This window comes from Pseudoalteromonas sp. bablab_jr010, assembly GCF_016464105.1.
GTDB classification, from domain to species: domain Bacteria; phylum Pseudomonadota; class Gammaproteobacteria; order Enterobacterales; family Alteromonadaceae; genus Pseudoalteromonas; species Pseudoalteromonas simplex.
Genome location: NZ_JACDWV010000134.1, coordinates 130,863 through 144,418 on the forward strand (window position 1 = coordinate 130,863; position 13,556 = coordinate 144,418).

Genomic DNA, 13,556 nt, shown 5'->3' on the forward strand with positions numbered 1-13,556 from the left:
TATGCAAACTCCAAGCTGGCTAAAGCATCCCCGCCATTATTTGTTTTTAAAAATATTTGCTTGGTTTTGGGTTACTGTCATAGCGACTATCACAATACTGGTGTTTTTAAGCCAGTTAACGAGCAATGTCGGCAATGACGACCTGCGTGGACCCATGCTGAAAAATCTTGAGTACACTGCTAAAAGTATTGAACGCATTGTTGCTAAGCACGGCAAACCAACTCAAGAGGTTTTATCTCATCCGCGCTTATCTAAGCATAAGTTATTGTACTTAAATGGTGAGGTGCATGGTGTTGAAATGCTTAGCGAGCCTGTATCCAAAGAGATTGATTTAAGCTTGCTTAACTTTACCAAATATATGCGCCCGCAAATTATTTTTACCGATGAATACCAAGCTTATGGACCGATAGCATTAAATGTGCCTGAAGGTAAGTTTTATCTTTATGAGATTGATGAAAAACGTAAAAAACCGTTTTTTGTTAGCTTATGGCTAATGCCAATTTGGCTAAAGCTACTCATTGCTTTAATCGCCTCATTGATGCTGAGTTTCTTCTTTAGCCGTAACTTAATAGCTCCCATTAATAGTTTAAAAGAAACCGCAAAAAAACTTGCTCATGGCGATTTAACAGCTCGTGCCGATGTATCTCCTACTCGTCAAGATGAGTTAGGTGTACTTGGTCGTGACTTTAATACCATGGCGGTTCAACTTGAGCAGCTTATTAGCGCTCAAAAACGACTACTAGCAGATATTTCTCATGAACTACGTTCACCATTAACACGCTTAAAAATGGCTACAGGCCTTGCACAAATGCAAGCTGATGACGCCCAACAAACTTATTTAGAACGCATTGAAAAAGAGGCCAATCAGCTCGATAAAATGATTGCCGATGTCCTTCAAGTTTCTCGCTTAGAGGCCAAAAGCCAAACTCTAGCGTTGAGTACGCAGTCTTTACAAGTGATTGTTGATCATGTACTTAACGATGCTCAATTTGAAGCTAAGCAAAACAATAAAGAGCTTATTGTCAATGGTACACTAACTGCCGACTTAAAATGCGATGAAACCTTAATTGCCAGCGCACTTGAAAATGTACTACGTAATGCCATTAAATACGCAGAACATTCAATCTCAATAGGCTTAGTTGAATCAGATGCTATTTACATTACTGTTTGTGATGATGGTAAAGGGGTTGATGAAGCGAACCTTGCAAGGCTATGTGAACCCTTCTTTCGCCAAGAACATGCTCGCGATAGAAGCACTGGCGGCACAGGCTTAGGTCTTGCAATTGCAAAGAATGCTATCTCAGCACATGATGGTACACTAACACTTGAAAACCAAGAACATGGCGGACTATGCGTAAACATCCGTCTCCCATTTAAGAGTGAGTAAATGTTTTACAGTAGCGAAGCAAGTCTTGTTAGTAACCTACCTAATATTAACCAGTTTTTTTCTGAGCAATTAAAGCAAGAATTTCTGAGCACCGCTCATGGCAAGCTTTATTACGGCTATGCTATTCCTCAGCAAGCAAAAACGGCCATCGTTATCAGTACTGGCCGTATAGAATCTCTAGTTAAGTACAAAGAGTTGCTTTGGGAGCTATATCAAAATGGTTTTGCGGTTTTTAGTGTTGATCACCAGGGGCAAGGTCGCTCTTATCGTCATCTAAAAAATACTCATAAAGGCTATGTAAACCGTTTTACTGATTACGCAAATGACTTTGCTGTATTTATAGAAAAAGTGGTGCAGCAACACTGGCAAGGTAAGCAGGTTTTGCTTGGCCACTCTATGGGCAGTGCCATTGCCTATGATTACCTGTCGCGTTATCAACATCAATTTGCGGGTGCTTTTTTATCAGCGCCGATGTTTGATATCTATACTAAAGGCACGCCAAAGCCTGTAGCAAAACTGGCTGCTAAAATTGCATCCTTACTTGGTCTTGGCCGCAGTTACGCATTTGGCCAAAGCGATTATTTACCCGTCGACTTTGCAGCTAATGAACTAACCAGTAGTGAAATTCGATATAAGCTGTTCAGAGAGCTGTATGCAGCAGAAGGTGATTTACAACTAGGTGGCGTCACCTATGGTTGGCTTAATGCGTCGTTTGATTTTATTGCCTCTTTAGTGGATAAAAAAGTCGATATTCCTTTGTTTATCGCCAGCGCAGAGCAAGATACCGTAGTCGATAACGCTGCGCAATTTGCACTTACTCATAGACAAAAGCAAGCACAAATAAAAAGCTACGCAGGTGCTCGCCACGAGTTATTGTGTGAACGCGACGAGATCAGACAAGCAGTACTCTGTGATTTTTATCAATTTTGTGCAGAACTTTGACGTGTTTTGTTAACTACTGAAAGTGGGTCTAAGTGCATTAAAATATCCATTTCGCAAGCAAAATGCGTTTGAATTAACGCTTCTACTTCATCAGCAACTTGATGTGCTCTTAATAATGATAAAGAGTCTTCCAGCTCTAAATGCATCTGAATAAACTTAATTTTACCACCTTGGCGGGTGCGAATATCATGGGCGCCAAATACGTCTTGATGACTATTCACAATGGCGAGTATCTCTGCTTTTTCTTCATCTGGCAGCTCTTTATCCATTAAATGATCAGCACTGTCACGAGCAATGTCCCAACTGTTATAAAGTAAATAAACAGCCACACCAATAGCAAATAATGGATCGGCATAAGCAACACCGTACTTAGCTAACACAATTGCCAGTAGTACGGCCAAATTTAAGATTAAATCGCCTTTATAATGAATCGAGTCTGCTTTAATGGCAATGGATTCGGTGTGGTTGATCACCTTAGTTTGCACAAACACCACCACGAGCGTACAAACAATAGCGAAAATACTGACCCAAATACCAAGGTCAGAATGCTTTAAAGTTACCGGATTAAATAAGCGCTCAATACCATGAAACGCCAAGAAGCAACCAGAACCTGCTATAAAAGCGGCTTGTGCAAGCCCTGCTAATGCTTCGGCTTTACCGTGACCAAAGCGATGATCGTCATCAGCAGGACGCAGTGCATAACCAAGCACTAAAAAACTCATCAGTGATGCGGTGATATCCATTAACGAATCAGTTAAAGAACCCAGCATTGATGCCGAGCCAGATGCAAGCCATGCCCAGCTTTTTGCCGCAATCATTAAACTCACCATAACAATGGTGACTAGACTCGCTGTTTTAACCCAAAACTCGTAACTACGATGCTGCACAACAACTTACCTTAAGTGAGTAACTGTATTGAGTATATCATCTTTTCTTTCTAGTTCGTGTATACTCAGCAGCAGATCAAATCCTTTAAAATGAGATTCACATGCTTGATATTGTGTTGTACCAACCAGAAATTCCACCAAACACGGGTAATATCATTCGCTTATGCGCAAACACAGGTTATGCGTTACACCTAATTGAACCACTTGGTTTTGAGTGGGATGATAAACGTGTAAAGCGAGCTGGCCTTGATTATCATGAGTTTAGCCATGTACAGCGCCATGCCTCGTTTGAAGCATACCTTGAAAAATGCCAACCAAAAAAAGTCTATGCTTGCACAACAAAGGGCAGCCAATTTCATCATCTAGCACAATACCAACCCGGCGATTGTTTAGTGTTTGGCCCAGAAACGCGTGGCTTACCTGATGAACTCATTCAATCATTACCGAAAGAACAACGTGTACGCATTCCAATGCAAAAAGACAGCCGTAGCATGAACTTATCTAACTCAGTGGCTGTATTTGTTTATGAATCTTGGCGTCAATTAGGGTTTGTGAACGGTCAATAATGCACTGAAAATGTGATTTAAAATTATCCACTAATTATTTAGCACGACCTTTTTTAATATACTAATCTAAAAGGGCTGATTTAATACTTTAGATGGAAAGTAATGCGTATTTTCACCCTAGTGTGCTGTATCATTTTACTGTTACAGCACTTTGCCAGTGCTGCAACAGTTTTCACTTCCAACCCACCGATTGCTTTAACAAGTTATGTTATCACCGCAGCACTTACCTTGTTATTACTCATCGCAGTAGTGATAATTATTAGTATTGCTCTACAGCGTAAAAAACAGAGATTGGTTTTTGTTGATGCGTTACTTTCAAAATCGAAAGACGCTGTCTGGGTTACTGATGATGAGTTCAATATCATTGAGGTTAATAGAACATTTAGCGAAATCTCAGGTTTTAGCGAGGATGATGTCATCGGTAAACGATTTAAAGCACATACATCTAATGGCCGTGACCAACAATTAGAAGCAATTATAAAGCAAGAGCTTATAGATGATGGCTATTGGTCTGGTGAAATTTGGAATGTCCGTAAAAATGGCAAACCCTACGCCCTTGATTTATCCATTACTAAAATTACGACTTCACGCTTTTTCAAAAAATCTGTTCGCTATGTCGGAGTATTTTCAGATATAACAGCCCGTAAGAATAACGAGCGCACGATGCTCAAGCTTACAACCAAAGATACTGTCACTGGTTTATCAAACCGCGCCATTTTTATAGAGTCGCTCGAAAAAGCGATTAAAGCCTGTAACGACACATACCCAAGCTTGCTAATCATATTTATCGACCTAGATAACTTCAAAAAAATAAACGACTCTTTGGGCCATACTGTTGGAGATGTTTTATTAAAAGAAGTTGCTTGCCGTCTTACTGGCGCACTCAACTCAGCTTTTACCATTGCAAGACTCGGCGCAGATGAATTCGCGATTCTTGTGCCGCCCTATCTCTACTCAGGTAAAACGGTATTCTTCGCCAAAAAGACCGCAGACATCGTGCTGCAGCAATTCAAAACCCCTTTTATGTTGGATGGTTTTGAGACTTCGCTATCTGCCTGTTGCGGCCTTGCTATCTATCCAGACAACGCCTACAACTGTGAATACTTAATGCGCAGCGCAACCAGTGCTTTGAATCATGCTAAGAAAATGGGCCATAATACATATCAATTTTTTGACAAAGACCGCCACACACTCGACCCAACCGAGTTAACCAAAGAAAGCGCTTTATTTAGAGCTATCAACAACAATGAGTTTGAGCTTTATTTTCAGCCTAAGTTTGATGCCCAGCATAATCAGTTATACGGCTTTGAAGCATTAGTTCGCTGGCCACAAGAAGATGGCAGTGTGATTAACCCCGATGAGTTCATTCCGCTGGCTGAACAAAATGGTGCCATTATTCCGCTTACCCAATTACTAATGGAACAACTACTTAATCAACTGGCACAGTGGCGAAAACAAAACATTTCGTTTGGTAATGTAGCTATTAATATTTCAGCCCTACACTTTCAACAAAGTAGTCTTATAGAAACACTCGTTGATAATTTGGCTAAATTTGACGTCCCAGCACATTGCTTAGAACTCGAGATCACAGAAAGCGCTATGATGGATAACCCTGAGTTTGCAGAGCAGCAAATGAAACGTATAAAATCACTAGGTGTACATATTGCACTAGATGATTTTGGAACCGGCCATTCATCACTCAGTTACTTAAAACGCTTTCCTATTGATACGCTAAAAGTCGACAAGTCATTCGTAAAAGACATCGATAAAAACGACCAAGATCGTAATATCACCGCCACCATAGTGCGACTAGCTAAATATTTAGATATTAATGTGGTCGCCGAAGGAGTAGAAACAGAAGAACAAGCCTACATGCTACATATTATGGGCTGTCATTTTCAACAAGGTTATTATTACTGTAAGCCATTAAAAGCTGAGCAAGTTAGCGAATTTATTAACGAAAAATTAAAAAAGCAACAATCAAGCTAATGATTAGAAATATACTTTAAATAAAAAACGCGATTAATAAATCGCGTTTTTTATTTAAAAGTGCACAATCTAAATTATTCAGATTTTTGCTCACGGCCAAGTAGTGCCATCGCAGCTTCTTTTACATCTTTATTTTCATAAAGCACTTGGTAAATTTGCTCCGTTATTGGCATTTCAATACCTGTGCGTTCAGCAAGTAAATACACTTCTTTGGTATTTCTATAGCCTTCAACAACCTGACCAATAGATTCAATCGCAGCTTCTACGCCTTCACCCTTGCCAAGAGCAAGGCCAAAGCGACGGTTACGAGATTGGTTATCTGTACAGGTTAAGATCAAGTCACCAAGGCCGGCCATACCCATAAAGGTATCTGAACGGGCACCTAATGCACAACCTAAACGGCATAGCTCAGCTAAACCGCGAGTGATTAAAGCAGTACGTGCGTTGGCACCGAAGCCAAAACCGTCAGACATACCTGCGCCAATCGCAATGACATTTTTAACTGCGCCACCAAGCTGTATTCCAATAAAGTCATCATTGTTATACACCCTAAATGAGCGGCCACAGTGTAAAAGGTCAGCTAATTGCTTAGCAAAGTCTTTAGAAGTCGACGATACCGAAATAGCAGTTGGTAATCCCATTGCCATTTCTTTTGCAAACGTAGGTCCTGAAAGCACAGCCAGAGGAACATCATCTCCTAGCTCTTGTACCGCTACTTCTTGCAACAAACGCCCTGTATTTGGCTCTAAACCTTTGGTAGCCCATGCAACCTCAGCACCTTCTGACAACCAAGGTTTGATTTTTTGCAGCGTGCCAGCAAAAGCATGACTCGGCACAACAACCAAAATGATCTTGCTTGCTTTAACTGCCGTTTCTAAATCAGCTTCTAGTTGGAGGGTTTCAGGAAAGCTAACATCTGGAACATAACGTTGATTCTTTCGCTCAGCTGCAAGCGTAGCAACGTCATCGCTATTGCGGCCCCACAAAGTAACTGGGTGGCCATTTCTGGCAAAGCAAATAGCAAGGGCGGTGCCATAAGACCCCGCCCCTAATACTGTAACAGCTGATTGTGCTGTACTCATAGCTTATGCGTCTGCAGTTGCCTGTTGATCTTGAGCTGCACGTTGTTGCATGTATTGAGCAAATAGTGCGTCGAAGTTAACTGGCGCTAAGTTTAATTGTGGGAAAGTACCACGGTTAACTAGGTTTGATACTGCTTCACGAGCGTAAGGGAAAAGTACGTTCGGGCAGAAAGCACCTAACATGTGTGCAAGTTGAACTTCTTCAACTTCACCAATTGTGAAAATACCCGCTTGTTGGATTTCACATAGGAATGCAGTTTCTTCACCGATTGAAGCCGTTACTGTTAAAGCAAGAACAACTTCAAACACACCTTCTTCTAATTTGTTAGAACGAGTATCTAAGTCAAGCTTAACTTCAGGAGTCCACTCTTTTTGGAAAATAGCAGGTGAGTTAGGCGTCTCAAATGAAACATCTTTAGTATAGATGCGTTGGATTGAGAATTGAGCGCCGGCTTGTTCTGCTGCTGCGTTTTGATTTTCTTCGTTCATTGTAATTCCTAACTTGTATTCGTTTTTATATTTAAAATTTATTAAGCGTTAAGCTTTGCGTCTAAAAGGCCTTGCGCTTCAATTGCCATCATGTCGTCACAACCGCCGATATGTTCATCATTAATGAAAATTTGCGGAACTGTGTAACCACCATTTGCTTTGTCGATCATTTCATCACGACGCTCAGGGTGAACACCAATATCGATATTCGTGTAGTCTACACCTTTACTGTCTAATAACGCCAAAGCACGTTGGCAGAATGGGCAGTATGCTTTTGTGTAAAGAACAACATTACTCATAATAATTCCTCTATCGGGCAGTGAGCCTTATTAACGACCGGTCGTTGTTGGTAAGCTAGCTGATTGCCAAGCGCCCATACCGCCCGCTAATACATAAACACGCTCAAAACCTGCTTTATGCATTGCAGTTGCGATACCTGAGGCTGTCATGCCCGTGGTACATACTAGTATAATGGGTTTCGTCTTAAACTTTTCAAGGCTTGAAAAATCAGATTGCTTTGCTTTTTCCGGATTTAAGTGAGTTGCGCCTGCAATACGGCCAGAGTTAAACTCTTTTTGTGAGCGTATATCAATCACTTGGCCATCATCACGGTTGATTAGCAAGGTAAGTTGCTGTGGGTTGATTTGACGGATAGCCGAAAATTTACTTTTAAACCAACTGCTGATCAGCATTGCAACTAATGCCAACCAGATAATGCTCAAAACCGGATGATTCGAGATAAATTCAATATATTGATCCATGCGTTTTCCACTAAGAAATTTAGGTACCACAGCGCATAGCCATGGGTTAATTAAAATTTGCCACGCAAGTATACGTGCTTGAATTGAAAATGCTAGGGCGTGAAATATTTTAATATGACATATTGATAGCTGATCAAAACCATAAAACACGGTATGCTAGTGATATATAAGTGCCAATCTTCAGGAGCTATAATGACAGAGCATAAAAAACCATTGGTATTAATGATCTTAGACGGTTGGGGATACCGTGAAGACACAGAAAGTAACGCCATACTTGCTGCTAATACCCCAGTACTCGACAACCTTTGGGCAACCCGCCCACATACATTAATTTCAGGTTCGGGACTTGATGTTGGTTTACCTGCAGGACAAATGGGTAACTCTGAAGTAGGTCACGTAAATTTAGGTGCTGGCCGAATCGTTTACCAAGATTTCACGCGTATCACTAAAGCCATTGAAGATGGTGAGTTCGATAGTAACCCTGCACTTGTTGATAATATCGATAAAGCTGTAAATGCAGGCAAAGCCGTGCATATCATGGGCCTTTTAAGCCCAGGTGGCGTTCATAGTCACGAAGACCACATTGTTGCAACAATCGAACTAGCTGCTAAGCGCGGGGCAAAAGAAGTTTACTTCCATGGTTTCTTAGACGGTCGAGACACGCCACCACGCAGTGCAAAAGCCTCAATTGAGCGTATCGAAGGCTTATTTGCTGAACTTGGCTGTGGCCGTTTAGCCACGCTTGTTGGTCGTTATTATGCAATGGACCGTGATAACCGTTGGAATCGTGTCGAGCTTGCTTATGATGTTATGGTGAGTGGCATTGCTGAATACAGCTACACTGACGGTGTAACCGCACTAGAAGCCGCTTATGCACGTGACGAGAACGACGAGTTCGTGGCTGCAACAACGGTTGTACCTGAAGGCCAAGCAGCTGCAGAGATCAATGACGGCGACACTGTTATCTTTGCTAACTTCAGAGCAGACCGAGCACGTGAAATGACTCGTGCCTTTGTTGATGCTGACTTCAGTGGTTTTGATAAGAAAAAATCACCTAAGTTAAGCGCTTTTGTAATGATGACAGAGTACGCAGCAGACATTAAAGCGCCGATTGCGTTTGCTCCGGAGCCTTTAACAAATGTATTAGGCGAATGGTTAGAGAAACAAGGTAAAACACAGCTACGTATTTCTGAAACAGAAAAATACGCACACGTGACCTTTTTCTTTAGTGGTGGTCGTGAAGATGAATTTGTTGGTGAGACTCGCGAACTGATTCCATCACCACAAGTAGCAACCTACGATCTGCAACCAGAAATGAACTCTGAAATGCTGACCGATAAACTTGTTGAAGCAATCGCTAGCGGCAAATACGATGCCATCATCTGTAACTACCCTAACGGAGACATGGTAGGCCACTCAGGTGTATTTGAGGCTGCTGTGAAAGCGTGTGAAGCAGTTGATCATTGTATTGGTCGTGTAGTTGCAGCACTTGAAGAACATGGTGGTGAAGCGCTTATTACAGCCGATCATGGTAATGCTGAACAAATGGCTAACCCAGCAACGGGCCAAGCACATACCGCACACACCAGTGAGCCAGTGCCATTTATCTATGTTGGCCGTGATGCGACACCACATGATGGTAAAACACTGAGTGACGTGGCTCCAACCATGCTTCACCTACTCGGCTTAGAGCAGCCAAGTGAAATGACTGGTAAACCAATCATGACGCTGAAATAAGCTATGAGTAAATGTATTAACCACTTCCTTAAAACTGGTTTAATACTGACTTCATTAGTAGCAACTACGGTTGTTGCTAATGAAGATCAAACCAAAAAAGACTTATCAGACATTCAATCAGCTTTACAAAAAACAGAGGCTGAGCTTAAAGGTCAACGCAAGTCCATTGCCCAAATGCGTAAAGATCTGCGCGCCCATGAGCTCGACATCGCCAAAAATGCCAAAGCATTAAACCTTGCCGCCCAATCTGTTAAAGAAAATGAGCAACAACAACGCGAACAACAAGCTAAAGCTGAGCAACTTAAAGCCCAGCAAGCACAACGCCAAACCTTATTAGCTGCACAACTAAAAAGCGCCTATATGGCGGGTAGTCATGACTATTCAAAGATGTTGCTTAACCAACAAGACACAGCCAAAATTGAGCGTACACTAAGTTATTATAATTACTTAAATAAAGCACGTATTGAGCAAATTGAAGAACTCAAAGCACTGCAGCAAGAAATTGCAGACAACCAAGCTGAGCTTGAAAAAACCAAACAACGTCTAGTTGCCTTATATGATGAGCAAAAAAGACGCCAGCAAGCTCTAGTCAATGCACAGCAAGAGCGTAAAACTAACCTCAATAAACTCCAGTCAGCGTTAAAAGAAACGAAGAGCTCAATTGATTATTTAAAAGAAAATGAGCAAACCCTGATCACCGCCATTGAAGAGCTTGAACAAGAACGAAACGAAAAAGTTGAATTACTAGGCTTACAAAGTAGTAAGGGCAAACTCGACTGGCCAACCAAAGGAGCATTACGCCACCGCTTTGGACAACGCAAGCACGGCAACATAGATTGGAAAGGCGTACTTATCAGCGCTAAAGAAGGCAGTAATGTTAAAAGCGTACAGAACGGCCAAGTGGTTTACGCTGACTGGCTAAATGGCTTTGGCTGGGTTATCGCTATTGATCATGGCGATGGCTTTATGAGCTTATATGGTCACGCTCAAACCCTTCTTCGCGATGTTGGCGACCTTGTTAGAGAAGGCGAAACGATTGCTTTAGTCGGTCAAAGCGGCGGACAACCAGATCCTGGTCTATACTTTGAAATACGCCACAAAGGACGCGCAGTAAATCCTGTAAAATGGTGCAGACGCATTTAATTGATTAAATAGCTGCACTCTATGAGGAGCAGCTGATGCTAAACACAACTTACTCTTACAATGCTCATTTTTCCCCAGCTAAGTTTTTTACTCAGCTGTCTTTTCTATTACTTGTCAGCTTGCTATGCCTGATATTGCAATCGTTTCAGGTTGTTGCAAAACCCTCGTTACAATCACTACAGCATCAGCAACTAAACGAAATCCTATTTAATATTCATACGTATTATGTTGATGATCTGAAGCTACAAAACGCATTTGTAACTCAACCTGATAACTTACAAGTCGAAGCGTTATTCGAGCGCCTTGATCCATATTCAAAATATCTCGACGAAACTGAGCTCGATGCTATCTTCAGTAGCACTAATGGTAGATACACAGGACTCGGTATAGAAGTAAAAATTGAAGAGGGTCGAGTGTATATTGTTAACACTATTAATAACTCACCTGCGGCGCTTGCGGGTCTTCAGGTAAATGATGAAGTTATTGCGATTAATCAACAGCCTATTTTAGACAAAAGCATCGAAGAAGTGGCTAAGTTGATTCGCCAAAGCGGTGAGAACGCCGTTGATGTAGTTGTTAAAAGAGAGACAAATACTGAGCTTAATTTCTCGGTTAAGCGCCAACAGATTAACCTAGAAAGTGTTAGTGGCCATTTAGCAGATACAGGCGTTGCACTGATCAGTATCAATGCATTTAACAATCATACATTGCACGATGTTGCTCGAGAGCTTGCAAAAATGCAGGTCACCAATAGCTTCCCTCTTTCAGGTTTAATCATTGATTTACGCGATAACCCTGGCGGTACATTACAAGGGGCGATTGAAGTTGCAGATCTGTTTTTAGATAACGGCACCATCGTATCCACCAAAGGTCGCTTTAATGAAGCTAATCAGAAGTTTAAAGCCCATAAAGGCGACATACTCAGTGGCGCTCCTATTGCCGTGCTAATTAACGAAAACTCAGCCTCTGCAGCTGAAATACTCGCAGCAGCACTGAGAGACAATCAACGAGCGGTGCTAATTGGCGAAACTTCATTTGGTAAAGGCTCAGTGCAATCGTTGATACCATTAGGTAATGGTAATACCGCATTAAAACTGACTACAGCACGTTATTACACACCTTTAGGTCAATCTATCGATGGGAAGGGGATCACTCCAGATGTGAGTATTAATCAAACAATGCTTTCAGAAATTGACCAAGGCGTTATAATAAAAAATATCCAAGAATTGGCGCTTTTTAGCTCACTTCTAGATAGACAAGACAAAAAGCAACTTACAGCAAAGCAGCTCGTTATTATGCAGTAAGTAAATGCTCACAACGGATATAATAATTACAAAAAGTGAACTTAAAAAAAGGCTTATTACTCGCCGTATGTTGCCTACCGCTATTCTGCCAAGCAAAGCAAATAGCCATAGTAATTGATGATATAGGCAACCATCAGCGCGATCTTGAAATATTAAACTTACCAGGGCAAGTGACCTTCTCGATCTTGCCCCATACCCCCTATTCACAAATATTTGCAGAGCGCGCCAGTAAAACCCACAAAGAGTTACTTTTACATGTACCAATGCAAGCGCTTGATAAAACTAAAGCACTTGGTCCGGGTGCGCTCACCGATACTATGAGTAAGTCAGAGTTACAAACAACCCTTGGCCATGCATTAGCCTCTTTACCACAAGTAAAAGGGGTCAATAACCACATGGGATCTGAGCTAACACAGCTTACCGAGCCAATGAAATGGACGATGGAAGTATTAAAGAAACGTGGTTTGTATTTCTTAGACAGCCGTACAACGAGTCAAAGTGAAGCACAAAATGTTGCTAACCTGTATGGTGTCGCAAATGTATCTCGCCATGTATTTCTTGATAACAATGTCACCCAAAGTCAGCTACAACACCAACTAGAAGAGCTAAAAACCAAAGCTCAACACTTCAACTACGCAATCGCCATTGCCCACCCCTACCCAGAAACCGTTGCTTTTCTGCAACAAGCCCTCCCAGAACTACAACAACAAGGCTTCGAACTTGTTCCCCTCTCACAACTAGTCGAAACAAAATACATTCAACTAGCCAAAGCAGAGCAAAAACAAGGGGAATGAGTGTTATAAACGAGAGTTGCGAGTTAGCGAGAGTAAAGTTGAAAGAGTAAAGCTTGAGATCTGGCGTAGGTTGGGTAGAGCGCAGCGAAACCAAACACAGAGCTATCAGCTTTCAGCCGTCAGCGATCAGCCGCGGTGTGGGTGTTTAGGTCAGAGCCTCCTTAAACAATAAAGCCCTGCCAGAGGCACTTCAGAGTTTTCTATTAGCAAGGTAAAGCTTGAAGGTCTGGCGTAGGTTGGGTAGAGCGAAGCGAAACCCAACAGCGTGGTAATTCGTCATGCAGAATGAAGAGATAAAGCTCATTAATAAAAGACGAATTAGCGCAAGGTGAAGTAAGCCATTTTAGAGATCGCTAACCTGTTAGAGCAGTAGAGATTTTAAGAATTTTTAACCATGGGTTATGAAGAAGGTCATATGGATTATGTTGGGTTTCGCTCCGCTCTACCCAACCTACCTGGGGAATGAACTGGGTTA

The 13,556-nt window shown here is 41.7% G+C and carries 13 protein-coding genes; 8 read left to right on the forward strand and 5 right to left on the reverse strand.

Features of this window, described 5'->3' with window-relative positions; genetic code table 11:
• The first annotated feature begins 1 nt into the window (after position 1).
• Positions 2-1,387, forward strand: coding sequence for an ATP-binding protein (locus JIG37_RS12495; RefSeq protein ID WP_199529487.1), 1,386 nt, complete (start codon positions 2-4; stop codon positions 1,385-1,387).
• On the forward strand, positions 1,388-2,329 hold the full coding sequence (locus tag JIG37_RS12500; RefSeq protein ID WP_199529488.1) for an alpha/beta fold hydrolase: 942 nt from the start codon (positions 1,388-1,390) through the stop codon (positions 2,327-2,329).
• Here JIG37_RS12500 and JIG37_RS12505 read toward each other — a convergent pair.
• Complete coding sequence (locus JIG37_RS12505; protein WP_199529489.1) at positions 2,308-3,216, reverse strand: cation diffusion facilitator family transporter; 909 nt, start codon at positions 3,214-3,216, stop codon at positions 2,308-2,310. The two genes, JIG37_RS12500 and JIG37_RS12505, sit on opposite strands and share 22 nt — an antisense overlap.
• Positions 3,217-3,317: 101 nt before the next feature.
• Between JIG37_RS12505 and trmL the strand changes: the two genes are divergently transcribed.
• Both trmL and JIG37_RS12515 read left to right on the forward strand, forming a co-directional pair.
• Entirely contained in the window at positions 3,318-3,782 is a 465-nt protein-coding gene (gene trmL, locus JIG37_RS12510) for a tRNA (uridine(34)/cytosine(34)/5-carboxymethylaminomethyluridine(34)-2'-O)-methyltransferase TrmL (protein WP_199529490.1), read from the forward strand.
• 102 nt (positions 3,783-3,884) lie between these two features.
• Positions 3,885-5,771 (forward strand): GGDEF domain-containing phosphodiesterase, encoded by a 1,887-nt coding sequence (locus tag JIG37_RS12515; RefSeq protein WP_166340454.1) that lies wholly within the window; start codon positions 3,885-3,887, stop codon positions 5,769-5,771.
• 74 nt (positions 5,772-5,845) lie between these two features.
• Here the strand turns inward: JIG37_RS12515 and gpsA are convergent, their stop codons facing one another.
• The 4 genes from gpsA to JIG37_RS12535 are packed head-to-tail and all read right to left on the reverse strand — an operon-like array spanning position 5,846 to position 8,103.
• Entirely contained in the window at positions 5,846-6,853 is a 1,008-nt protein-coding gene (gpsA, locus tag JIG37_RS12520) for an NAD(P)H-dependent glycerol-3-phosphate dehydrogenase (protein ID WP_055022087.1), read from the reverse strand.
• A 3-nt stretch (positions 6,854-6,856) separates the two neighbouring features.
• Positions 6,857-7,342, reverse strand: a complete 486-nt coding sequence (gene secB, locus JIG37_RS12525; protein ID WP_054550974.1) for a protein-export chaperone SecB — start codon at positions 7,340-7,342, stop codon at positions 6,857-6,859.
• Between the two features lie 41 nt (positions 7,343-7,383).
• Positions 7,384-7,641 (reverse strand): glutaredoxin 3, encoded by a 258-nt coding sequence (grxC, locus tag JIG37_RS12530; protein WP_054550973.1) that lies wholly within the window; start codon positions 7,639-7,641, stop codon positions 7,384-7,386.
• A gap of 30 nt (positions 7,642-7,671) precedes the next feature.
• Complete coding sequence (locus tag JIG37_RS12535; protein WP_054551326.1) at positions 7,672-8,103, reverse strand: rhodanese-like domain-containing protein; 432 nt, start codon at positions 8,101-8,103, stop codon at positions 7,672-7,674.
• Between the two features lie 192 nt (positions 8,104-8,295).
• Here JIG37_RS12535 and gpmM point away from each other — a divergent pair, with 192 nt between their 5' ends.
• The 4 genes from gpmM to JIG37_RS12555 are packed head-to-tail and all read left to right on the forward strand — an operon-like array spanning position 8,296 to position 13,081.
• Positions 8,296-9,840 carry a 2,3-bisphosphoglycerate-independent phosphoglycerate mutase gene (gene gpmM, locus JIG37_RS12540; RefSeq protein WP_199529491.1) on the forward strand — a complete coding sequence of 515 codons (1,545 nt, stop codon included), beginning with the start codon at positions 8,296-8,298 and terminating at the stop codon, positions 9,838-9,840.
• Positions 9,841-9,843: 3 nt separating this feature from the next.
• A complete protein-coding gene (locus JIG37_RS12545; protein ID WP_054550971.1) occupies positions 9,844-10,983 on the forward strand; it encodes a peptidoglycan DD-metalloendopeptidase family protein in 1,140 nt (379 codons plus the stop codon).
• A 35-nt stretch (positions 10,984-11,018) separates the two neighbouring features.
• Entirely contained in the window at positions 11,019-12,287 is a 1,269-nt protein-coding gene (locus JIG37_RS12550; protein ID WP_138619038.1) for a S41 family peptidase, read from the forward strand.
• Positions 12,288-12,322: 35 nt separating this feature from the next.
• Positions 12,323-13,081, forward strand: a complete 759-nt coding sequence (locus JIG37_RS12555; RefSeq protein WP_054550969.1) for a divergent polysaccharide deacetylase family protein — start codon at positions 12,323-12,325, stop codon at positions 13,079-13,081.
• Positions 13,082-13,556: the final 475 nt, after the last annotated feature.

Excerpts from the sequence above, each read along its gene's own strand:
- JIG37_RS12495 (WP_199529487.1), top strand. The coding sequence starts at position 2 with ATGCAAACTCCAAGCTGGCTAAAGCATCCCCGCCATTATTTGTTTTTA.
- JIG37_RS12500 (WP_199529488.1), top strand. The coding sequence starts at position 1,388 with ATGTTTTACAGTAGCGAAGCAAGTCTTGTTAGTAACCTACCTAATATT.
- trmL (WP_199529490.1), top strand. The coding sequence starts at position 3,318 with ATGCTTGATATTGTGTTGTACCAACCAGAAATTCCACCAAACACGGGT.
- JIG37_RS12515 (WP_166340454.1), top strand. The coding sequence starts at position 3,885 with ATGCGTATTTTCACCCTAGTGTGCTGTATCATTTTACTGTTACAGCAC.
- gpsA (WP_055022087.1), bottom strand. The coding sequence starts at position 6,853 with ATGAGTACAGCACAATCAGCTGTTACAGTATTAGGGGCGGGGTCTTAT.
- secB (WP_054550974.1), bottom strand. The coding sequence starts at position 7,342 with ATGAACGAAGAAAATCAAAACGCAGCAGCAGAACAAGCCGGCGCTCAA.
- grxC (WP_054550973.1), bottom strand. The coding sequence starts at position 7,641 with ATGAGTAATGTTGTTCTTTACACAAAAGCATACTGCCCATTCTGCCAA.
- JIG37_RS12535 (WP_054551326.1), bottom strand. The coding sequence starts at position 8,103 with ATGGATCAATATATTGAATTTATCTCGAATCATCCGGTTTTGAGCATT.
- gpmM (WP_199529491.1), top strand. The coding sequence starts at position 8,296 with ATGACAGAGCATAAAAAACCATTGGTATTAATGATCTTAGACGGTTGG.
- JIG37_RS12545 (WP_054550971.1), top strand. The coding sequence starts at position 9,844 with ATGAGTAAATGTATTAACCACTTCCTTAAAACTGGTTTAATACTGACT.
- JIG37_RS12550 (WP_138619038.1), top strand. The coding sequence starts at position 11,019 with ATGCTAAACACAACTTACTCTTACAATGCTCATTTTTCCCCAGCTAAG.